The 23,320-nt window shown below is 31.7% G+C and carries 24 protein-coding genes; 12 read left to right on the forward strand and 12 right to left on the reverse strand.

All coding sequences use genetic code 4. The annotated features are described in order from the left end of the window. Position 1: 1 nt before the first annotated feature. Genes BCF59_RS02420 through BCF59_RS02435 form a run of 4 tightly spaced genes read left to right on the forward strand, consistent with a single transcriptional unit; the run spans position 2 to position 3,241 of the window. Entirely contained in the window at positions 2-373 is a 372-nt protein-coding gene (locus BCF59_RS02420) for a hypothetical protein (protein WP_134110903.1), read from the forward strand. An 8-nt stretch (positions 374-381) separates the two neighbouring features. Then, the gene (locus BCF59_RS02425) at positions 382-660 is read left to right on the forward strand and encodes a Gp15 family bacteriophage protein (RefSeq protein ID WP_166666791.1); all 279 of its coding nucleotides are present in this window, start codon (positions 382-384) and stop codon (positions 658-660) included. A 17-nt stretch (positions 661-677) separates the two neighbouring features. Continuing rightward, positions 678-1,595, forward strand: coding sequence for a hypothetical protein (locus BCF59_RS02430; protein ID WP_134110907.1), 918 nt, complete (start codon positions 678-680; stop codon positions 1,593-1,595). Further along, positions 1,595-3,241 (forward strand): hypothetical protein, encoded by a 1,647-nt coding sequence (locus BCF59_RS02435; protein ID WP_134110909.1) that lies wholly within the window; start codon positions 1,595-1,597, stop codon positions 3,239-3,241. Before BCF59_RS02430 ends, BCF59_RS02435 begins: the two co-directional genes overlap by 1 nt. A gap of 9 nt (positions 3,242-3,250) precedes the next feature. Here BCF59_RS02435 and BCF59_RS02440 read toward each other — a convergent pair whose 3' ends face one another. Further along, positions 3,251-4,156, reverse strand: coding sequence for a hypothetical protein (locus BCF59_RS02440; protein ID WP_134110911.1), 906 nt, complete (start codon positions 4,154-4,156; stop codon positions 3,251-3,253). 31 nt (positions 4,157-4,187) lie between these two features. On the opposite strand from BCF59_RS02440, the gene BCF59_RS02445 reads away from it, so the two are divergent. The 8 genes from BCF59_RS02445 (at position 4,188) to BCF59_RS02475 (ending at position 12,185) form a co-directional block, all read left to right on the forward strand. Continuing rightward, positions 4,188-7,535, forward strand: a complete 3,348-nt coding sequence (locus BCF59_RS02445; RefSeq protein WP_134110913.1) for a hypothetical protein — start codon at positions 4,188-4,190, stop codon at positions 7,533-7,535. 4 nt (positions 7,536-7,539) lie between these two features. Further along, positions 7,540-9,333, forward strand: a complete 1,794-nt coding sequence (locus BCF59_RS02450; RefSeq protein WP_134110914.1) for a hypothetical protein — start codon at positions 7,540-7,542, stop codon at positions 9,331-9,333. A gap of 15 nt (positions 9,334-9,348) precedes the next feature. Beyond that, the gene (locus tag BCF59_RS02455; protein ID WP_134110916.1) at positions 9,349-9,744 is read left to right on the forward strand and encodes a hypothetical protein; all 396 of its coding nucleotides are present in this window, start codon (positions 9,349-9,351) and stop codon (positions 9,742-9,744) included. Continuing rightward, positions 9,731-9,913, forward strand: coding sequence for a hypothetical protein (locus BCF59_RS02460; RefSeq protein WP_134110918.1), 183 nt, complete (start codon positions 9,731-9,733; stop codon positions 9,911-9,913). The genes BCF59_RS02455 and BCF59_RS02460 overlap by 14 nt, the downstream gene beginning before the upstream one ends. 3 nt (positions 9,914-9,916) lie before the next feature. After that, a complete protein-coding gene (locus BCF59_RS02465; protein WP_134110920.1) occupies positions 9,917-10,480 on the forward strand; it encodes a hypothetical protein in 564 nt (187 codons plus the stop codon). Position 10,481: 1 nt separating this feature from the next. Then, positions 10,482-11,081: a hypothetical protein gene (locus tag BCF59_RS02470; RefSeq protein ID WP_134110922.1), complete on the forward strand. Its 600-nt coding sequence runs from the start codon at positions 10,482-10,484 to the stop codon at positions 11,079-11,081. A 164-nt stretch (positions 11,082-11,245) separates the two neighbouring features. Then, positions 11,246-11,416 (forward strand): hypothetical protein, encoded by a 171-nt coding sequence (locus BCF59_RS03670; protein WP_166666792.1) that lies wholly within the window; start codon positions 11,246-11,248, stop codon positions 11,414-11,416. 19 nt (positions 11,417-11,435) lie between these two features. After that, on the forward strand, positions 11,436-12,185 hold the full coding sequence (locus BCF59_RS02475; protein ID WP_134110923.1) for a tyrosine-type recombinase/integrase: 750 nt from the start codon (positions 11,436-11,438) through the stop codon (positions 12,183-12,185). Here BCF59_RS02475 and BCF59_RS02480 read toward each other — a convergent pair. From BCF59_RS02480 to BCF59_RS02530, 11 genes are read right to left on the reverse strand one after another with little or no spacing between them, the layout of a single operon-like run. Further along, complete coding sequence (locus tag BCF59_RS02480; protein WP_134110925.1) at positions 12,169-14,193, reverse strand: phage/plasmid primase, P4 family; 2,025 nt, start codon at positions 14,191-14,193, stop codon at positions 12,169-12,171. The genes BCF59_RS02475 and BCF59_RS02480 overlap by 17 nt on opposite strands. Before the next feature lie 2 nt (positions 14,194-14,195). Continuing rightward, positions 14,196-16,202, reverse strand: a complete 2,007-nt coding sequence (locus BCF59_RS02485; RefSeq protein ID WP_134110927.1) for a hypothetical protein — start codon at positions 16,200-16,202, stop codon at positions 14,196-14,198. Positions 16,203-16,207: 5 nt separating this feature from the next. Beyond that, positions 16,208-17,707, reverse strand: a complete 1,500-nt coding sequence (locus BCF59_RS02490; RefSeq protein ID WP_166666793.1) for a DNA cytosine methyltransferase — start codon at positions 17,705-17,707, stop codon at positions 16,208-16,210. A gap of 8 nt (positions 17,708-17,715) precedes the next feature. After that, positions 17,716-17,880 carry a ribbon-helix-helix domain-containing protein gene (locus BCF59_RS03675; RefSeq protein ID WP_166666794.1) on the reverse strand — a complete coding sequence of 55 codons (165 nt, stop codon included), beginning with the start codon at positions 17,878-17,880 and terminating at the stop codon, positions 17,716-17,718. Between the two features lies 1 nt (position 17,881). Further along, positions 17,882-18,940 carry an adenine-specific methyltransferase EcoRI family protein gene (locus BCF59_RS02500; RefSeq protein ID WP_134110932.1) on the reverse strand — a complete coding sequence of 353 codons (1,059 nt, stop codon included), beginning with the start codon at positions 18,938-18,940 and terminating at the stop codon, positions 17,882-17,884. Continuing rightward, a complete protein-coding gene (locus BCF59_RS02505) occupies positions 18,940-19,404 on the reverse strand; it encodes a hypothetical protein (RefSeq protein WP_134110934.1) in 465 nt (154 codons plus the stop codon). Before BCF59_RS02505 ends, BCF59_RS02500 begins: the two co-directional genes overlap by 1 nt. Then, positions 19,404-19,658 (reverse strand): hypothetical protein, encoded by a 255-nt coding sequence (locus BCF59_RS02510; protein WP_134110936.1) that lies wholly within the window; start codon positions 19,656-19,658, stop codon positions 19,404-19,406. Before BCF59_RS02510 ends, BCF59_RS02505 begins: the two co-directional genes overlap by 1 nt. Before the next feature lie 10 nt (positions 19,659-19,668). Further along, positions 19,669-21,015, reverse strand: coding sequence for an SNF2-related protein (locus tag BCF59_RS02515; RefSeq protein WP_134110938.1), 1,347 nt, complete (start codon positions 21,013-21,015; stop codon positions 19,669-19,671). After that, entirely contained in the window at positions 20,966-21,388 is a 423-nt protein-coding gene (locus BCF59_RS02520) for a hypothetical protein (protein ID WP_208317610.1), read from the reverse strand. The genes BCF59_RS02515 and BCF59_RS02520 overlap by 50 nt, the downstream gene beginning before the upstream one ends. Next, complete coding sequence (locus tag BCF59_RS02525; protein WP_134110939.1) at positions 21,382-22,149, reverse strand: MBL fold metallo-hydrolase; 768 nt, start codon at positions 22,147-22,149, stop codon at positions 21,382-21,384. The genes BCF59_RS02520 and BCF59_RS02525 overlap by 7 nt, the downstream gene beginning before the upstream one ends. Then, on the reverse strand, positions 22,136-23,278 hold the full coding sequence (locus BCF59_RS02530; RefSeq protein ID WP_134110941.1) for a hypothetical protein: 1,143 nt from the start codon (positions 23,276-23,278) through the stop codon (positions 22,136-22,138). Before BCF59_RS02530 ends, BCF59_RS02525 begins: the two co-directional genes overlap by 14 nt. Positions 23,279-23,320 lie beyond the last annotated feature (42 nt).

Below are 23,320 nucleotides of genomic sequence, written 5' to 3' on the forward strand. Positions count from 1 at the left end.
GATGATTTTAGACATCAACGATATTATAAAAGCAAAAGAGGATGATTGATTTATTTACGCAGAGAATAAAAAGGTCAAACTAAGAACTAACATTGAGGGAGTATTGCGTTTTCAAAAATTTATAGAGGAACATTCTAATTTTGAGAGTTTTTCAGCAGGTTTAAACACTGATGCAGATTTTGAGTTATTGATGTGTTTAATTGAAAGTGATGAACAAAGTTCACCGGCAAAATTTTTATATGATATTAGAGAGTTTTATGGACTACATGCCGGTCATTTAGTGCTTAATGAACTTTTTTCTTTTTGATATAAGCAAGCATTTGCAGGACTTAATATAGAGCAAGCAGAGCAACAAACTAAGCAAAAAAAGTAATTAACCCCTTGATTGATTATTTACATGATTTAGGGGACATTATTGCAGCATTTAAACGAGATTATGGAATTAACCCTGAGGAATTTTTAAAACTAAAAACAAAGATTTTTTTAAACTACTTTTCAAATTTGCACCCTGATAATTTAATTATCAAAAAGATACAATTACGAAACACACCGGATGCACAATTAAGTTTAGAGCAAGTGCGATATAAAAATGAAATAAAGTTATTAAAACAAAATAATAATGATGAAACCTTAGCAACGTTTGCAAAGTTAATGTCATAAGAAAGGAGACTCATTAAATGGCTACATCTGTTGTAAATATTAAGTTACTACTTGATAATAAACAAATGCAAAAAGAATTAGACAAAAGTGTTAAGCAATTTCAAACAGCGATGAGTGGTATAAAGTCGGTGATGAAGTCTGTAAATTTTTCATCCATCTTTTCTTATGCTAACTCAGCAATTGATGAGTATATGGCTAAAATGCGACTTGCGGCTAATTTAACCTCACAAGGCTTTAGCGAAGCAAGTCAACAGTCACTTTTTAACATTTCGGATGCTTTTGAAAAAATTGGTTACAATGCTGACACAGCTAATGATGCATTCACACAATTTATTACTTCTGGGAAAGCGACCAGTTTGCAAACGCTTGGAATTTATTTAGATTCAAATACAAAAAGCACCCTCGCGGCAGCTGATGCACAACAGCGACTGAATTATGTTTTAGAACAAGGTCAAAGTATGCTACAAGCACAACAAGATAAGATGCCCGAAAGCATTAAAACGATGATCGAGTTTCGTAAAGCAGGAGATGACGCTCGTAAGGCGATTGGAACGGCCTTTATGAATACTGTTAGTAATTTAATTAATGCATTAGGAGGAGTCGGTCCAGCACTAAAAGCAGCCATTGCAGCATTTACAGCCTACAAGATAGCAATGATTGCTGGTAATATGGGGATAGCGATTGCAAAAACATTAGCGATGGGTGGTTTGTTTGTTTGACCAGCTGTAGCCGTGTTATCGGGGTTAGCATTAGCACAGATTGCAGCGATAGGAGCAGCATCCGGGATTGCAATAAATTCAATAAGTGCAGGACCAACACCAAACATGCCGCAACCAGATGCCAATGTTACCAAAGTTTATGTAGATGTAAGTGAAGACAAATACGGAAAGGAAGTCAGACAACGTAGCGGAAATAATTCGGGGAGAGTGGCATAATGAAAATTAAGCAATTCGCCGGAGATTTAGTTTTAGAGATAAATGGAGACCGAGATTGAGCATTCGATGCCAACATTCGTTTTTCTTATCATGCTACCAACTTTTCTAAAATAATAATTAATAATGTTATTCACAAGACTTTATTAGATGAGGGAACTCATTTTTTAGATAATAATATTAATAACATTGATACGTTTTCAATTGCTACCTTATATTCAAATGGTAAAGAGATTTTTACGGGAATTGTAAATTCATCGGGTAGGTATTCGCTGTCACCATGAAGTATAAAAGACAAAAGCTTAGAAATAGTGGACCCGAGATTATGATTATCAAAACGGAGTCCAGCCGACATATCGTTTGAAAATGATTCACCATTTCGTGCATTACATAAATACATCAGAGCATTAGATGAAGCTAAGATAAAAGTCGGGAGCGTAAGTTTTAGCAACTTAGACCCCATTACCGCCTACGATACGACATCTAAAAGTCCGTACAGTGTTTTAAAAGATGTTATCGCATCGCGGACCAGAAGTTTCTTATACTTTTCACAAGACAACGGGAATTTATTAATCAATTACAAAAGCGATGCCGATTTTCAAAAGGGAGCAAGTGTCGTAGAAATTACACCCGAAACTTGAAAGAATTTAAAAATAACCGACCTACAAATGGACGAAAACATTGACAATTATTTTAATACTTATCGTTTAGAGAGCGAAAATGTAGTTAGCACACAGTATAACCAGGAGTATTTCTTGTTATCTAATAGCATTAGTAGTGTATGATTAGTTGAAAATTTTAGTAAATTACCAGAAAACTCAACGGAATTATTAAATTATTATTATTCAATTGATGAACCTTTAAACAAAAAACAACTTAACATCATATCAAAACAAGAGAAAACGTCTGGTAATGATTATCATTTATATTACCAAGACGGAAGAAATGAGTTAGTAATTAACCCTAAGTGAGAGCGAGAAAATTTAGGTCTTGTTGTTAGCTATGTTCCAGTAGGTAAGTATTCTGTAACATTAAGCAACCAAAGTGAAGTGAATAGAATTCACAACTTAAATAATTTTAATGGAGACGTATATAAATATGAACGTAGCAACGATTTATCAAGTTTCGATGACCTTTATACACATGCAGATAATTCGCTAAAATTGAACTCGTTTATTCGCTACGATATGAGTATTCAAACCAACCAACCATTCTTAGAGTTAGGGGATATTGTTTCACTAAATTTACCAAATGCACCTAAATTTAATGGTAGATACATATGTATCGGCTTCGATGGAAGCATTAAAGGAAAAAGTGGATTCATTGAAATTACTTATCAATTACGCAACGGACTAAATTCGGATACTTTGCTAAATTTTTATGATAACCAAGATTATAAGATTAACCCATTAAAGCGCAAAGATGGAACTTATTATAAATTTAAAGATTTTTATTCATCTTATTTACATAGTTGGAAAAGATATTCAGTACAACAAAGTCAACACCAAATTTCAAACAGTGTTTTTAAATTTTTACCAGCTTACTTACCTTATAACCATAGCGCGATTATAGACTATGAGTCGATTTTTAGCGATTTAATTTACGACAATGGAGATATTAGTTCGTTGGCTTTAGAAGGTTCAGAATAAAAAAGTACGTTAATTTCGCACCTTTTTAAAAAGTTTATAAGATTTATTATTAACAATGTAGAGAATAAAAGAATTAAAAATTAAGAAAATAAAAATATAAGTGATTGATTGTGTTATTACAAAATCTATAAAATTATCATAACCGAATTGTAGATTTTCAAATTCATAACCTATTTTATTCATAAACATTCCATCATTAAATTTTTGATTGTAGTATTTTTTCAACATTTCCAATGCATTCATTTTTAAAATGTTTCAAGTTCTTTTAAAACTTCAATATTTAAAGTTAAATTTATCATCGTTTTCTTTTCATTCTTTATTAAGTTCAATATTGTTTAAATGTGGAGAATAGTAAAGCGAAAAAATTAAAATTCCCAATGTTAATAAAATTAGAAAGCTAAAAAGACCGAACTCAATTTTTTCGTTACTTTGAATTTTAAAAAATTTATTATGTTTGTAGATTATTAAAATAACACAATAAAATAAAGTAATAGCTGATAGAGAAGTTCCTATGATTGATACTTTCTTAACTATTTCAATATACGTAAAGTTGTATGAAGCTTTTTGTAGTTGTTCAATTTCTAAGGACATCGGTCTATCAAACATCCCAAATAAGTATAACCACTGTGTTGGTGGGACGATTCCATCGTTCGCTTCTTTGATTTCATTTATAGCTTGTTGAAGTGTTTGTCTTTCTTCATTTCCAAAGCCGTCTCTAACTAAGCGAGTCTCATCTTTGTGGAGTAGTAAGAGGTTATTTTTTATAAATTCGTTAAGTTGATAGTTCCATTTGGCATCGTAATTGTTCACATTATATTTAATTAGTTGCGCTAGAAATAAAATAAATAAACCAGACAACAAAATTAAAACAAAAAGAAAGATAAAGCGATTTAAGTTCTTTTTTACTATAAGCATATTTCCAAATTATACACGATAGGAGACTATTATGAAATTAATCAAAAAACCAGATTTCGTTTGAGTCTGAGCTTTCTTTAAGTTTATCACAAACAATTTTGCATCCGATGTACCTTACAGAGATAGCACTAAGTCAGCAGTAGAGCAGGAAAAGTTTGATTTTATGCGAACAAACAACAACCCTGATGATGTTTCTAATGATTATAAAAATTTTAATTTTTCAATTCAAATAGATACAGGACAAAAATATCTTAGTGAAGTAAAGTTTGCAACAATTAACCGAGAAAAGTTTGATGTAGAGTTTTTTAAACAATTGAAAGTTTTAGAGATCGCTCTAAATTATAAAAATTTACGATTGTCTGATGAGATGTTTGAAAAAATTAAATTAATTCAAAAGATAACAAAAAGGGACAGGATAGTTAGTTTTTATGAAATTCCAATTGATTTAAGTAATAACCAAATTCGCAATGTTTCTTTTATTGAAGTTATTTATCGACCTTTTAGCGATTCGCCTGTTTTTAATTATTTTTTTTATGATGGAGTTAGTAAAAAATCTTTCCCTAAATTTCTAAAAGTTAAAGAAATGAGAAGTGGTGGAGTTTTAGCATTAAGTAAAGAAAAGGAAAACTTTTATTTTATAAAGTTTAGTGATTTATTAACTACCGAAAGTTTAGAAAGTGTTGCAGTAAGTTTTAGTATGTTAGTTGATATAAAAAAAAGTGAATTTTCGTGGCTTAGTGATTTTAAACATTTAGACTTCAATGAAAGTTATAACAATAATAATTTTATAAGTGTAGCAGCCATAGATTCGTTTGATAGGGTATTTTTTGGTGAATTTAATTCTGATGTTATTAGAAACGGAAAACAAAAATGAGAGAAGGCAACATTCATCAGATTAGATAATTGATGAGATTCGATATATTCAAATTCAATAGATTATTTTAAAATTAATGATGTTAGCGGCCTATATGTTAGTTCGATGACAAAGAGATTAAATGAAAAAAACGAGTTTTATGGAAATCTATTAATAGCAACAAGCGCGGAGAGTGTTAGTTTACAATTGCCGCAAGAAAAAACATCCGGCGATGTAGGTGCATCTGTTTTTATAGATCCTATCAGTGAACACGCCCGTGATTTAAAAGATTTATTGATTTCTTATATCACTTCTCAGAACCGAAATAACAACAATTTACGTCCCGCAAATAACAACGGTTTCGTAATTATGATTGACCCACATACATTAACATTTAGACGCAAAGAGAATAAGCGCTCATATTTAACACATAACGGAATTATTCCGCTGACGTTCGCTTTTGACGCTATTTTAAGTGTTTCTTCGGATTTAGATTTAGAAAATTTCATCAGGGATGCTTATTTAATTTCAAAAAGTTTTGTACGTATTAGATTGATTATGTATGATATAACATTATATAAAAATTATGATGATTTATTTAGCTTATATACCGCCGGTGGACTATACATTGATAATAAACTTGCTACACACAATTTAAGGAATAGAAAAGATATTAAACCAATGGTGGTAGACATTGAATTAACGTATGATGAAGCTTTAGCAGTATTCGCTGACCCGCTTGGTGTTCAGGTAGAGATAGCGCAACCAAATTATGATGGATTTTATTATTCTTTTGATAAATTACCAGATTATGTATATCAAAAAAAGGAGAAGCAAGGATACTTCCGTAATAGTAGTTGAGATTGGGGATTTTACTTTAATAATTCAGATGAGAGCGGCAGAGAAAACAATGAAATTCAGCGCGATATTAAAAAAATAATGGATAAGAATGTCTTTTTTCCACAATATATTCCTATCATAATTCGTAAAGATAAGAAAATAATAAAAGTATTTAAATGAAAAAACACCAAAGGGTATTATGATTTTAAAACTAAAAAATATGATGATGAAACTGGGCACTTCGGTTTTGATCCAACACTTCCATCTGATAAGCAATTAGGGTATTTCGGGGCTTTAATTAATGATATGGAAATTCGTTTTCAGTTTGATTTTTATTACAATGGCTTCAACGAGGTTAAACCAAATAGAGGGCAAGTTTTTAAAATAGCAATAAGAGAACATAAAGACAGTAAAAATGGATTAATTTTTGAAAAAGATAAAGTGGTTGATGATATTCAAAAAACTTCACAAGGACTAGTATTATCAAGTAATGAAATTTATTTACCAATTAAAAAGCAAGGTCAGTGACATCTTTATTGTTTTGATAATTCTACTAAGATAAGTGAAGCAAATAGAGTTGAACCAACACAAGCTCGTTATGTTTTTAATTATAGTGATTATCTTAATAATATTGAAGGTATTAAGCTTCTAAGAATTCAAACCGATGATGGACGTTATGGCAATTTTATAAGTGTAATAAATAATAAAATTTTTGGAATACATGTAGAAAGTACAAGTCCCGGTTTTATTTATAAAGTTAATTGTGGATTTCAACAAATAGATGAAGCAACCAGCGAATATGGGTGTTCGGTAGGTGTAGATAGTGTGAACTTATCTCAATTCATTCATTATCATCTTCCTGATGGGTTTAATTTCCGTGTTGATTTTTTAGCAGTGTTTAAAGAAAATTACATAAATAAACTACTATATTTTAATGATAATAGATACACCTTTTACAACTTTCAATGAGACAGTCGGCCACATAATTTTTCTAATAATCCTTATTTATTTAATTCAAACGAAAATTGAGAAACATTGGCTGAAGAGTTTAACCTTTCCCACTATTTTAGCAACGACTTACTGGCGGGTGGTAGAGTTAGAGATGTATATATTAAGGATAACAACTTGGTAGTAGTTTGTCAAATTCCTAAAAATTCATTAAACATTGCAAAACAAGACGAAAACGTTAAAGTCATAAAATTAATAAGCAATAACTCACATGAAGCTTTAGAAGTACCTGTTTCAATTTTAAAAACTTCACATGATGACTACTTTATTTCTTTACATTTTAAATTTAATTGATTAGATATTCAAGCCCCAAATGAAACAATGGCTAACGAGTTCACTAAACTTTGAAAAGACCAAAACAACCGAGATATATTTAAAATGGTAAATTATAAAATTACATATTACGGAGAAAGTGAAAAACCACAATTAAGAGAGGGAAGTTTAAAGACTTCTAATTATATTGTAGATGGGAACAAACTTAAAATAGTTTTCCCTTTGATACTAAGAAAGCGAAATTATTCGCAACGATTCACCGATTTATGTTTTGGAAATAAAGAAACGGATACTTGATATAAGACAGATTTTCAACCCTTTGTTTTAGAAGCAAACCAACCCGATCAATATCAGATTGCGACGCAAGTCTTAGAATATAACAGAATACCAATAAACAAGGAGTAACAAAATGTCACGAAGCAATATAAACAAATTAACCTTTAATGATAAAGTAGATTTTACAGATACACCAGTAAGATACGACGAAGCCAACAAAGTAATTACAGCCCAAGAATTCAACAGCATAAAAAACACCATAAACCAAACCGTGGATGCAGTTAATGCAAACAATACCGACATACAGCGACACGAAACGAGCATTAACGAGATATTAACACGCAACCGGGCAGTTGGTGAATCTTTTAATCAACAACTAAACGAATTAAAATCACAAACATCACAATTACAAGAATATAACACACAACTACAATATTCTAAATTAGAAAAGCAAGAATACTATACAGACAAAGATAAACAAGTCCAATATAATCTAACTTATGAACGAAGAATCAGCGAAGCACACACCAAAGCAGACACAAATCAACGTGATATTACAAATTTAAACAAATGAAAACAACAACTTAATTATGAAGCAAGTATTCCAACCGCACTTAATTCTTTAAAGGCAGAAGTTGTTTCAAACACCACACAACAAATTACTAATGCGATTCAACCGTTAGCAACTAAGAATCAAGTGCAACAAGTACTAAGTGAACACGCAAACATGAATCGACAAAACCAACAAACACATCAAAATTTACAAAATCAGATTAACGGTTTGAAACCTTTGTCGAATAAAATTAATGCTAATGTTGAAAAAATAAACCAAAACAAAAACAGCATCAACGATATCAACCGACAAATACAAAACCAAAACACTGACATACGAGGACTTTCTAATAAAGCATCGCAGTTAGATACAGCTGGAGATATTTCTTTACAGAATTTAGGACAACCACTTAATAGAATAAAAAGACCCGCACGTGTAGATAACCGAGAGATTCCAAACGAAAAAACTAGTAATGAAATAGCAATGCGTGGTTGAACGTTATATGATAAGGTTGCATATTTAGTAGATAACATCGGAATCAACCCCAACGACGTTGATTTTAAATATCACCAACAAAGCGATCCTTTTGCAGACACTGGAACTGGTGCCCTACGACGTTTGAAAAAGATGCAAAATGATATAACTACAAATACCAATAAAATCAATACCAACATACAAAATATAACAAACCTTACCGAAAGTATTACCACCTTACAACAAGCACAACAACGACAACAAATAGCACAAGCAACACAGACAAATACCAACAGTGATATCAAAGCACGTGTAGTATACCGCGAACTCTTTCAAAATACCGAAAACACAGCAAACCAAGATCCTTCTTATGGTAATGAACATATTAAAAAATACTCTGGCAGCTTTTCGGTTCCATTTACAGTTTTAAAGAAAAATGAAAGCTTATTAGGTTATCGTGTTTTGATTCGTCTCAATGATGAGCGATATGTAAATTCAGATGCAAATTTATTAGGTGGAGATGCTTATTCGCTCTGATTTGATGTTAAACTCTTAAATGACTGCTCTGGAACATATGGATGCACTGAGATAACAAAAGAATTAACACAAAGCTTTAATCTTTTTAATAATGCTGGAGTTTTACCGGGACGACTTACATTGAATCCTAATTACTCACAAACAACCGATGCATCATGGAATTTTTCGGTATATCTTTGAGACATACTTACATCATTTGTTGACCTAGGGCCTGATCTAATATATCGCAACAGCGAACCAAGCTATGATGATAGCGAACGACGAGGTGCACCACACACCCCACCAAGTTATTTATATAGCGAAAACGATACATGGGGGTTTCGTGTTAGTGTTTCAATATTTGCCGAAATTTTACAAAGTTAAAGAAAGGAGACAACCTTGATATTAGCATTGATTATATGAATTTTAAATATTATCGCAGCAAGTGACGAGCGATTAATTGAAGCATTACCACACATTAAAAATTTAGATCAAATTAAACTATTACAAGATGCTGGTATTTACTCATATTTTGATACCTTAGGAAAAGGAGCAAAGAGTGGTTTTTATTTAGCGGCCGGAATAGAACTTGCAATAGAGTTTATGATGCTACTGCATTTTTTACCGCAGTACCTAGCGGCCAAATTTGAACGCATACGCAACAAAAGCATCCACGATGCACAAATTCTTAAAGCAATAAAATATAAAATTGAAAACGATCTTATATTAACAAAAAAAGAACAAAAATGATGAACCAAACAACAAAAGAAAGGAGGTAAGTATGAAAAAAAGTAAATTAATATCATTAATAGCATCATCGGCCGCAGTTATTACAATAGTTCCAGCAATTAGTGCATCATGTAGCCAAAATGCTAAAAACAAAGCAAAGTATTTAAAAGAAAAATTAGGACACAAAGATAAAGCACAACCAAAAGAACAAACACAAAATAAGGAGGGGAAATAATAAATGTTTAAGTGATTACAACTAATTCCCAACTTTTGAAAAAAGATCTTACTTGCGCTTTGTATTATTTTGTTTTTATTAGCCTTTTCACTTTTAGTTGCTGGACTGGTAAATGATGGAGTTAATGAGTTTGCAAAAGTGTTTTACTTTTATAAAGAAGTCCCAGTACCGGACGATAGATGAAAAGAGTTTTTAAAATACGCACAAGAACAAAAATTAGCACCCGAACACATCGAAAAGCTACGCGAAATTTTCGGAGATACCTTTACAATAACCCAAGAACAGCAAAACGTGGTCGGGTATGGATTCTTTATATGCACGATGTTTTTAATTGCGTTATTTTCTTTTTCTATTGCGACATCTTTAATATTCATCAACATTCAAGCAACTAAACACGCCGGAATTATTTTATTTCGTGAGCGTTTAATTAACGAACATGAGTATAATACTTTCTTAGCAATCTTGGAAGCAGCGCAACAACGATTAGACAAAAAAGAACGCATCGGAATAAGTTTAGATGAAATTAATAAACAGATTGAAAAATTAGAACAAAACGAAAGTGAGTAACATGAAAATCAGCGAGTTTATTAAATTATTCAAAACCAATCCAAGAACTAAGCGAATGATACAAATTTTCGGAATTTTGTTAATTCTTATCATCGTTTCATTAATTATTTTATTTTTACCATTTAAAGATGGTTCAACCGTTGAAAATTTAATCGTTGAATTTAAAAAACAAAATTGAAATTCTAAAACAATTACCAACTTAATAATAATTATTATTACATGAATTTTTATTTTATGAAAGGTGACTCTACTTATCTTAGATACTATTCTTTATACACGTAAAAAAAGAAAGTTTGAGCAAGAACTCCAACAACGTAACGAACTAAACCCATTAATCCCAGCAGTAGACAGAAAGGAACCAATGCCACTTAACACTAAACAATTTAATAATTATGTCGAAATTACCGTAGCAGCGATAATAGACGCAACCGCACGAACCCCACAACGCCTAACAGGGGGAGCAATCTATGATGTGCGCGAGATTATATCGAACGAAAAAACAGCACGCAAACACAAAATAGCACAAGTGCGAGCGATATTATTAAAACACGGCGTAGATGTAGAAAATAAAGAGATTATCAAATCATTAAAACAAATATAAGCAAATTTCAGCGGGGTATAAATTCACCTGCTTTTTTATTACCATTTTTATAAACTTATTTTTTTATTTTTTTTATTTATATTTTTTTATTTTATGGAGTTATAATTGGTTCGTAAAAAATTAGTGGTAATTAATTTAAACCACTAAAAACGAAAGGATTTAAAATGAAAAAATTATCAGTTGCAATATATTCAAAAGATAACGATGAAAATTTAGTCGATGCTATCTTAGAATTAAAAAATCAAGGTTATAAAGTTCAATATATCACCGAGCAAGCAATTCGCATGTATTTAAAGCAAAAATACCCAGATATTGCCAAAAAATACAATTTATAGAAATTAAGGAATTAATGAAATGAAAACATTGGATGATTACTTACAATACTGTAAAAATCGTAATTTTAGCGAGATAACTATATATAACTACCAAACATTACTAAATAAAATCAATTATGAAAATATTAATATAAAAGACGTTGTGCGCATTATTTTAAGTGCTAAGAGTGCAAACACCCAAATTGCTTTTCGTGCGCGATTTATTAGTTTTCTTAAGTATTTAGGACGTTTAGATTTAGTTGAAACATTACGCGAGCTAAAACTAAAAAAACCTTATGATGCTTACTATCAAACACTAACAAAACAACAGGTTTTAGAATTTACCAAAATTGAAGAGTTTGATACTAAAACAACCGCAAAAATGAAAACAATTCTTCGCTTTATGTTTCAAACTGGTATTCGTTTGGGTGAACTTTCAAAACTGCAAATAAAAAACGGACGTATGTTTGTAATTGATGGTAAGGGTTCAAAGACACGCGAAATCTTTTATGATAATAATACCTTTACAAAATTACAAAGTTACGTAGGATGAAAAAATACACCATCGTCCGAAATTGGTAAATGGTGTAAAAAGGTGTTTCAAAATGATAATATTACCCCACATTCACTACGCCGTTCTTTTGCGACTTATTTAAATTCACAAGGCGTAGATATTGCAATAATATCAAAACAATTAGGACACGAAAATATTAACACTACTTATGCTTATATACATACCAGCCGCGAAAGTGCTGTATCGATTTATAATAATTTTATGACGATGGACTAAATGCCATAAATATTTCAATAATCATCCCGTCGCGTTGTATTTTGCGAGTGCTTAATTTTAGGTGTCGATAATAGTTTAACACATTTTTTCTAAAAGTTTGAAAACTACCAGCTTTATGTCCGTAATTACTACAGTAAGCTTTATATTCTTCATACATTTCCAACGTACTTTTGTCTTTAACGTTTTCACCCTTATAAATTTGCTCATCATCATAAAAAAGAGAATTCTCTAAATATAAGATCACATTGTTATTTTCTTTTTCGTAATTTTTCAAAATATCTTCGCAAACTTGAACCGGTTTGAAATCACCACGAGCTCTTAAACTTTTCAAACCTTCAATCGCTAAACGAAACAAAACGTTCATATTGGTTTTATTTCTCAATCTATAAATTAAAGACTTATCTACATTATTTAATTCATTAGTGAATTGTGCTAAAAAGGGGACGATGATAAATCTACGAAAAAACCCATTACTGTTTTCGCTGGTACTTGGTAATTTATTGGTAGCAAAAATAAATTTAGTTTTATTACGAAAGGTGAACATGTCCTTTCCTTTGAATTCGGCCATTAATTCGTCCCCTGAAATTAATTTTTTAAAAGTGGACGAGTTTTTGATATGCTCGGTTGATATATCGGCTCCGATATTTACCATCTTATCGATTAAAGTTGCAGTAGTAAAACGTTTATCGAGTTCCTCTATACCTAAGGCGCTAACGTTAGCATCTGAAAAGAAAAAAGCAATTAAATCTAAAAAAGTTGATTTTCCATTTGATGCGGTTGGCCCATAAAGTAGCAGCGACTTTTGGTATCTAGTATCAGCTGTTAAACAATAGCCTAAATATTCAAAAAGTAAGTCACGTAAGTCGTTGTTGTTTAGTGTTATTTGGTCAAAGAATTTAAGCACTTGCTCCGAGCGATAACTTAGTTTGATATTGTATTCGACGTTAATTTTAGAAATAACAAACAAAGATGGGGTGCTTTCGATGGTTTTATAGGTACTTAAATTAAAAAAACAATTCTGCAATGCGATAATATCGTTTTCCGGGGTTTTGTTTGGTATTCGTGGTGAAATGTAAAGTTGTTTCACTATTTCATTCATTCGCGCAATACTTAAATGTGGTGTAATTGTTGCAATCACTGTCATCAATTCGTTGTCGTCTACTCTCCGGTAACAATTGTGTTCAGTGGTGTAGATATACAACTGCTTTGCATAGCGTACCATTTTATATTTTGAAATAAGGTGAGAGACTAATTTAATAACCACCATATTAGATTTAAAATCGTCGGGATGTAAGGTTAGCTCCTGTGTTTCCTTTTGTAATTCGTCTAGTCCTGCGAGTGTGTTTTCAACTTCTTTATGTGATAAAGGGTCTACAAAAAGTAATGAATTAATGGAAGATAATAAATTAAAAATTCGTTGTTTGCTTCAGCCCAAATTTAATAATGTTTTAACACGTGCAAAAAGGTTATCGCGTCTGCTTCCTTGTTTTAAAAAGATTGGACTCTCTATTTCTTTGAAAGTGCTAAGTGAAATTGGTGTAAGTTCTGGTGGTAAGTAATCGACATCACTATAAAATCTGGTTCACTCTCTAAATTGTCCCTTTTGCTTAATAACTACATAAGAATTTTGCGATGTTTTAGTGTCTGCTCGTATTCCTATCGGTAGCACTACGTCGACGTAATTTTTGGGGTGGTTGTTATTTGGTAATTTAAAATAAAAGTGCATCCCCCGTGTGGTTTTCATTACATTACACTGTCATCCATAATGATCAATAATTTCTAACATTTTCGATGCTGCTGTTGGGTGGTCTTTTCCATCTATATCTATCACAATTCAATTATCGCTAAGTAATAATCCGAGGTTACTTTCATTCTTTACGTCATCTAATTGATAAACATTTTGCCCATCTTTAAATGCTTTGATGGGTGTTTTGTTATCGTTTAAGATGATAAATTCGCCGCGTTGTAAAAATGCGCGTAAGGCTTCCTTATTGATTAATTTCTCCATTGTTAAATCTCCGTTTTCTTTTTAAAATAACAATTTTTACAAACTTCCATCCCGTCTTTGGTTCTTACGGTTAATTCTTGCATCAAACTTTGTGAACATATCGTACACTCGTATTGTTCTCCTGGATAAAATTGCTTAAATGCTTCGCGCCTGTTTTGTTTATAAAATAATTCAATGCGATTCCATGCTAGTAATTCATAATATTCATAATCTAGCGGTAAAAAGTCGGTAGTCTTGGTTCGGATGTCTTGGTTGTATATCATTGTTCGCTCGCTACTGTTTGCTATCTTTTCGCGTCTAATGTTTCCGTCGCTGTCGGTTCATGTTTTAAATGCTGGTTGGCCGTTGGTGGTGTAAAACATGCGATAGACTTTGAGCTTTGGTTGTTTTTGGTCTCCTAAATACACATCTTCATACTTTCCCTTTTTTTCAAAGACGAATTGAAATCTAATAAGCTCTTTAATGTTTTTTAAAGTTTGCATTGGTGGAATCTCTTTTACTAAATACATCACTACGGCTTCATCGATTGCTGTAAGGTTGTTATTTTTAGATCCTCGTGCGTCTTGGTAGGTACTTTGGTTGAATTGTGTATTTCAATGCTTAAGCATTCCACCTTTTGCTTTTCAAGTATTTTGATCATTGATATCTTTAACGAGTATATAGTTATTTACATCCTTTTGAATAATTTGACTAAATTCTTGTTTTTCTATTTGCATCATTGTTTGTACTTGTCAGTATTGTGTTATCTTATCAATTTCACTGAGTTGCTCTCGGTTGGTAATTTCTACAAAGACCCCATCGGTGTTCACTTGAATTACCTTACATATCTTACTGAGGAGCATTGCATAGATAAAAATAATAATTTGACCGGTGATGCATATGCTCATGCGTTGTTTTGCATCTCATAAATCATTATAACGATACTCCATCGCACCAAAAGGGGTCACTAATAATTCTTTTAGGTAATTAACTTTTATCTCATCATTTACTTTCTTTGCTTGTGTTCTTTGAACTAGAATATCAGCTATCATACTGGCCATCTGCGGTGCTCGTCGGCTACCGTAGTTGTATTTACTTATTAAATTAGGGTAGTTACTAAAAATATCTAAGGTGATAATTTTACTCTTTTCATTTTTGTAGCATTCTAAGGCTGCATGCAAACCACCTAGCCCGAAAATGTAATTAAGACCGTCAATGGTGATTGATATTTCAAAATCGTCCATTACTTGGGGCGAAAATTCAGTGTGGTAGGTAGTATTCTCAAACTTCTCTAAAATTCACAGATAACTTGGACAGACTTCGTTAAATAATTTTTTTATATTCTCGGGTGCTTGATATGTATAAGTCGCATAATACGGTAGCAACTTCGGGTTTGCTTTAAAAATTTTGGCAGTTAGTTGTGCTGTGGTCTTTTTTAATTCAAAGACTGAAAGATTGTAGGCATTTATTAAGTTACATTTAATTAAAAAATTATTAACATACTTCAAAAATAAAAATGCTGTTGCTTTGACGTCATATTGATTGTACTCTTTTATTTCTTTGGTCTCCGTCGGACTTAATTGTGTAGTCTTATCAAAGGAAACGGTTGATTCTAATATTTTAAGACCTAAAAAGGCCTCGTATTTTTTAAGTGGTAATTTACCGGTTCCTGGTAGGTAAGAAATATCAAAGGTTACAAACGGTAAAGACTGCGTTGATATATTTTCAAAGTCTCAGGGGTTTTTGCGTTTGTTGATGATTCATTGTGATAAACGGTAGGGGTTACGGTATGAAAGTAAAAGTCGCAAAATTCAGTCATCATAGCGATTGTTATTAAATCCCCCAACTAAAGCATTTTTTAGTTTTGTTTTTACAAACTGCGAAAGAATAAAAAAATCATTTTCAATTGTGAACATCTGCTTTTGCTTAATATCATAAAAACTAACACATCAATATTTTGCAAAAACTTCAATGTCGTAGATAAAAATCGAGTTTTCTATTTCATTCTTTAATTTCTCTAATTGATTCATCTTTTCTATTCCCTATATTTTTCAATTTCATTAATTAATTCATTGAATTTTTGTAGCTTTATAATATTAGGGTGGTGTTCTTGGGTGTATGTTTCAAAAACTTCCTCAAGTTGGTTATATTTTTCAAATAACGACTTGTCATTTTTCTTTACTACTTCGTTAATTCACTCCTGCATTTGGCTTTTTATATATTTATATTTTTCACAAACAATATAAGCTATTTGGGTAGTATCAAAAGTGTTTCATTGTTGCTCCGTTACTTGTCTTGGGTTAATAATTTCAATGTCGCTAATAACTTTATAAAGTATTGATAATTGCTCGACTAAAATTCCGTTTCCGACTTGTCTGCATAAAATTCGCTCGCTTAAATATTTTGATGCGGGATGTGCTTTAAGTTTTTCATAGTGGTAATCATAAAGACCAAAAGAGTTAAAACGTTCACGCACGGTTTGAAAGCGATAAGGTAGAAACCCCTCCATATTCATCTCCTCTTGTTGTCCTTGATTTACTTTAATTAAAGGTGCATTAATAACTTGCGGCGGTGTGTCTTTTTTAGCATTTAGCGCTGGAATAATATAAAAAGGGTTTTCATCAAAATTTAAAAAAGTTTTGCAATGTTTCACCATTTTATGACTTATCTTTATGTGCTTTGATAACATAAATTTTTTAATTTCATCAATATGTTCACAAAATTCGCTCACACAATCTAAAAGCCGTCTTTTTCTATTTTTAAAAGCTGCTTTAGGGTCTGGGTAGTATTGCTTAACATATTCAATGAAATCATTGTGGGTGTTTTCAAAAGGCAGCGATAAATCGTTTCGTATTGATAACATAAATACTCGTGGTCGTCTTTGCACTGCTCCTTGTTGTAGTCCGTCCATCAATATTTCATAAGATATATACCCTTCTGCATTGATTATCTGTTTAATTTTTTCAAAGTCGCCTCGGTTGTGTTTATTTAGTAAGGCTTTAACATTCTCCATCAATAGATAACGGGGTTTATGCTTAACTGCTTGTAATAATTTTAAAAATTGTCAAACTATCGCCGATGCTCCGTTTTCTTTTTGTAGTCCTGCCGATGTGTTGGTTTTAGCATTTAAAATCGAAATGTCGGTACATGGAAATGAATAAGTTCATAAATCAGCTTTTAGTTCGTCTAATTGCTTCGGGTGAATGTCGTTAATGTTTGGTAGGGTTTTATTTGCTTTTAGTGCTTCATAGAGATACATCTTAAATTCATAGGGTTTATTTTTTAATAATTTGGCTGGTTGCTTTAAATTAAAAGATAGGTTCATTTTTAAAAGTTCTGCATCTAAAAACTGCTCGCTATGTTCATTGTTTGCTTTTAAGTTTTCGTGCATAATACCGTAAGTAATATTTTCATATACTCCTCACTCACAGTTTCCTATACTTTGAAAATCTATATGTGGGTTATCTTGGTTATCAATGCTATATTTTTCTAGTGCGAAACGTTGAAATCCTATCCCTGCGAAAAATTCAAACATTTTTACCATTATTCAGCTCCGTGATTTTTTAGAAATTCGTGGATTGCCCGTCTAATAATTGCCGATGTTGATTCGTTGGTGTCTTGTGCTAATTTTTGTAGTTTTTCAACTAATGGGATTGGAAATTCTATTCTAACGCGATTGCGTATTCTTATCTTACGTGGTATATTCATTTTATTCCTTTCGTTTTGCGATAATTCGCTTAAATAATTCTTTTTTGGTTTGTGGGTTTCATAATTTTTTAAAGGTGTGTAAGTTTGCATCACATTCACTTCCTAAAATACAGCAAACCTCAAAACGTTCTCAAAAATCTACGGCATACATCGCTGTTATTGGTAAAATGTATCAATCAACGTCTGAGTCGTGGTTTATTTGATAATATGTTTCTTTATAAGTATCTAATGCGAGAAAATTAGAAGGTAAGAGATTATCTTTTTCATCTAAATATACCGAGTACATCGTTTCGTTTTTAAAATATCGGTCGAAATCTGCTTTTTTATGCTGCTTATTTCATAAGTTAGAATATCAAAAACAACTCGGACCTCCTTTTGAGATTACTATTTTCCCATCTGCGTCTCTTGTAATATTACGTGCATCGATGTAGGCTGCTTTTTGGTCTTTGTGTAGTCCGTATGCGTGTAAGTTGTTTGTTTTGTAGTCTTTAAAGGTATTAACATATGATGCAAACATTACACCCCCTAAAATAATAAAATCGATGCTTTGTTCTTTAAGTTTGTTATAAAACTTACGCGCAATTGAAAAAGGTGGATTGGTAATAACGATATTGCTTTCTTGGTAATATTGATTAACTTCTTCACCTAACATATCACCGTCACCTTGTAATTTGCTAATTTCTACACCATCAAAGACGTCATCATCGTTTCCATCTCCAGTATATACTGCGAGCTCTCCTTTAGAATTTGGGTTATATGCTGTTGCGATTAATTTTTTAAGTTTCAATACTTTAAAATTCTTTTTAAAATAAATTCAGAAAGCACTCGGCCATTCTTGCTTATTGTTAAAATATTCGCTACATAAAAACAAAGAATCGGCCGGTAGATATACAGTTTTATTTTCTAAAAATGATATTCAGTGCTGCATTTCTGTTTTAATAATTTCGGTAGTAGTATAAAATTCATCATTTCGTTTTACTTTTGCTGCACTTAGTGTTTCATTGCTTCAGCTACTTTCGTGTTGCTTTTTAAATTCATCTAATAACTGCACGAAATTCATTAAATAAAGACGTCTAAACTTTCATCTACTTCTCCTAATTCGTGTAAGTCTTTTTGATTAGCTGCTAGTGTAAAAGTTTTATTTAAATAATTGTGTCCATATTGATTAACTGCTTGGGATTTGGTAATTTCTACATTCACCTTTGCCCCTTTCATCTTAATTAATGCGCTCATAAACTCTAACTCATTTTTATAACTAAGTCCGAGTCCGATTATCATTTTATTCAGTTGTGCTTGGTCTCACTTTCTTTTGCGTTCTGCTTTATAGTTTTCATCGATATAGTAGCGGCGATTGGTGGTTTTTAGTCCTTCGGGTGTATTTACTTCTACGTCTATTTGCACATAATTAATTCCCTTATCATCGCGTAAAATCGCTGCATTTACGATACTTCCTAGATAGTTTCCTACACCTAATGCACTTGGGATTTCGGTTGCTTGTGCTTCTATGTTAAAATTGATGGCCATTATTTGTCTCCTTTGTTAACTGTAATTAATTTATGAATGCGACTTGGTCTTATGCCGCTATCTCCATAATATGCTCCGGATGATATCTTTCTTCCGTATTGTTGTGTTTGTGTTAATATTTGTGCTTCATTGTTAAATTCATAAACTTCAAAAACACCGGTCTCGCTTCCATCTAAATTAGTGGTAAAAATTGCGAGATATTGTTTATTATTGCGTTTATCGCTGTAAATTTGGTATCTTGTGGTTAATTCCATTTTTTCCTTTCTAATTATTCAATGCGATTCAATTCTCAAACATTGATAGAGTATAATCTTGCGATTTTTGTAGTCGATTTCATATTTGTCCCTCGATTGATTGAAAGTCGATAAAATAATAATAATTTACCTTATGAACTTGTCCGATGCGATGAATTCGTTTGTGTGATTGCTTGAATAATTCACCAGATGTTGGGAGGCTGTAATATATTTGATTGAACACCTTATGCTGCAACCCATCTATTCCCCGCGCTCCGGATTGATAATGTATTAACACAATAAAACGTCCATCGCTGTATTGTAATGCTTGTGGTAATTGATTTGCATTTCCATTAATTTCAAAAATCTTAATACCCGGGTGTTTGTCTTTGATTAAGTTGATAATGTCGTTTGCTTCTGCTTTGTAATTGTAAAAAATACTAAAATTATATGTGCTCTCGTTGATTAAAACTTCCAGCTGTTGTAATTTCGCATCAGAAACATTTACAAAACTTCCATCATCTGCTTTAAAACACCCCGATGCTAATTGTCGTGCTGCGTGTAATAGTTTTATACTGCTATCAGCCGTGATGCTATGCTCTCCGGTTATCAGTGCGTGTTCTTTGAATAATGTTTTATAATGTTGTGTGGTTGTAACTTGTTTTATGTGTTGGCGTTGGTCTGGTAATTCTATTGCTTGATCACTACTTAGAAAAAACGAGCGGTGATATAAAAGGGCTAAAAGTTCGTTCACTTTGTTTTGATCGTATCCTGTGATAATTTTAAAACGTCTCCCCGGTATGATGTAATACTTGCAAAACTTGCTAACGAATGCATCGTAGCTATATTTTTCCGGTAATAATTCTAAGAGTTTCATCTGCATAAATAAATTCACATAACCATTTGAAATCGGGTCTCCACTTAACATTAGCACCTTAGCATACTTCCGGTTTCATTGTCATATACATTTAGAAAGTTGCGACTTGGGGTTTTTAAGGACTTGTGATTCATCAATAATTAAATTTATGTCGTATCAAAGTTCCCATCCTTTGCCGTTGATTAAGTTTCTAAAAATTCCATAACTGCATATAATAACTTGTTCGGCTTTCTGCATTTTTGATTGTATGTCGATGTTAAAACTTTTTTTATTTAAAGACTTTAAAGTAATAACGCTAAATCCTAAATTTTGGGCTTCATTACTTCAGTCGTCTATTTTCGCACTGTCGCAGATTATATAAGTGGTTCGCTGCTTTTGGGTTTTTAGCCAATTCAGTGCCGTGAAAGTTTTTCCTAACCCCATATCTAATGCTAATAAAAATCGATCGTGGTTATTTGCTACCTTGATTGCTTCCTTTTGATATTGATAAAGTTGCTTCATCTCTTTTCCTTTGTTTTATTTCTTTATTCTTTCAGTATTGTTTTCAGTATTCAATTTGTTTGTTTGAGTAATGTTTTAAAATTTGTCATTGATTGGTGATTATTTTATTGAGTATAAAATCGATATTATGCAAATCAGCAAAAAGGTAAATTAAATTACTTGCATAATGCGATGCTTGTAGCACTTGTAGTGCTTTGGGTTTGCTTTTATGAAAGTCGCTTTTTAACTCTAATGCATAACTGTGAAAATGGTTGAAAATTAATAAATCAGCGATACCAGACCTTTGAAATTCTCCACCTGCTATTTTGATATAACTAATGCGATGCTTGTTAAGAATTCGCTTCACTTTGTTTTGTAGTTGTTTCTCTAACATAAATCAATCTCACAGTAGTCTTTTGAAGTACGAAAGTAATTAAAGTCTCCGTAGATGGTGTTGTCTATTGCTTCAATTCGTTCTCGGTCGTTTTGAGATGTATGTATTAAGATGACTTTCGGTTGTTTAAAATTTACCCCAAGAATGTGTTTTAATGCTTTCAGTGTTTGAATGATATTAAAGTGACCTAATTCGCTATTTTGAATCTGTGTCTTTAAATCGTTTTGGGTTGGGGTTTTGATGTGGTTTGATTCTATCATTACAAAATCTAAGTCGCGATTGAAAGCGTTGTCTAAACTTGATAATTTTAAACTCCCAGCATCGGTGATATAAATCCCTTTTTTATTTAACTGCTTAAAATTTAAATAGTATCCATTGTTGGCCTTAGAATTGTGTAAAACTTCAAAGGCTCTAAACTCTACAAAATCATTATGATAGGTTTGTTTATAATTTAATTCAACAAAGCGATGTTGGTTGATGTGATACACGTTTTCGTGTTTTTTCTTAAATTCTTGCAGTGATAACGGGTTTATGATAACGGGCGCTTTTTGATTAACTTTTAAAAAGTTCGGTAGATACTTAATATGGTCAATGTGTTCGTGTGATATCAATAAATAATCAGCATTCAAAATTTTAAAATAGTGCTCGTTTCGTGTATTTAAAAATATATTTACACCAATGTCGATTAATACATTTATACCCGTATCACTTAATAAATAGCAATTGCCAGCACTACTACTTCCGAAACTAATGAGTCGCATCCGAATTACTTACCGTAGTGATTAACACTTGAAAGCCTTGTGCTAGTTCTTGCAATCTTTGCTTACTGTAATTATCTAAGTGCTCAGCATCATCGATTAAGATAAACCCCATAATATTACTTTGAGTTTGTAAAAATTTCGCTAATTCTACACCTACCAACACCCGTTCAGCCTTATTTAAACTCTTAAACTCTACTCCCTTATATCTAATTAATAACTCATCGGTTTTTTGTGTTGGTATAAAACTAAAATCAAAGTAAAAGTGTTGTGTTTTAATTAATTCATTGAGTTGTTCTACTACTAATGCCTCGAAAATGTCTAACATTCAAAGACTTGTGTTTCATATTGCAATGTCTTTTAAAAATTGTGTAATCTCAGAAGTGTACTGCTGCATTAATTCATTAATATTTGGGTCTTTATCGTTAAGCAGGTCTTTTAAGGTATTTATTTTAATTCGTGTTCGTTGTTCGTGTTCGCTCTCTCTTTTTAAGTTGGCTCTAAAGATCTTACGTATTTCAGCGGTGTCGATATTATTAACCTTAGATGGTTCACTTACTTTTAATAAGTTATAAAAAACACTAAGTAATGCATCAAGTTCATCGCTATTGATAATATTGATATCTTGTTTGGTAAGCATTCTATCTCTAAAAATCAATCAGATCTTTTTTAGGTTTTCAGCATTTCTAAGATATTTACGTATAAAATAATTTTTCAGCACAGTTGGCCCTGCATTTAAGAAAGTAACGGGAACAAACATTGCTTCAAAGTCTGCATCCCCAACATTCATTAGTGTCTGCATTTGTTCTTTAATTTCTTGTGGTTTTCTACCTATTTTATTAATACAAAATTCAGTGAGTGATTCGTGTGTTGTTATTTCATAATTTGTTTTATCGATTTGTAACATTAAAGATGCGCGCATATTTTTAAAATATTGAGGACTACTTAAATTTCCGGTAAGGTTCTTTTTATTATTTAACAAAAACGGAATAATATCTAACGATGTCGTCTTTCCACTTGCGTTGGCTCCGGTATTGTAGGTTTGTAAGTTAGTACCGTTATCGCTAAAATTAAAAACGGATAGACCTTTAAAATTTCGTGCACTTACTGTTTTGATGCGTATTTTTTTCATTTTTCTCCTTTTTATTATCATTGTCTTTTGATATTATAAAAA

Source organism: Mycoplasmopsis mustelae (assembly GCF_004365095.1).
Classification (GTDB): Bacteria; Bacillota_I; Bacilli_A; order Mycoplasmatales; family Metamycoplasmataceae; genus Mycoplasmopsis; species Mycoplasmopsis mustelae.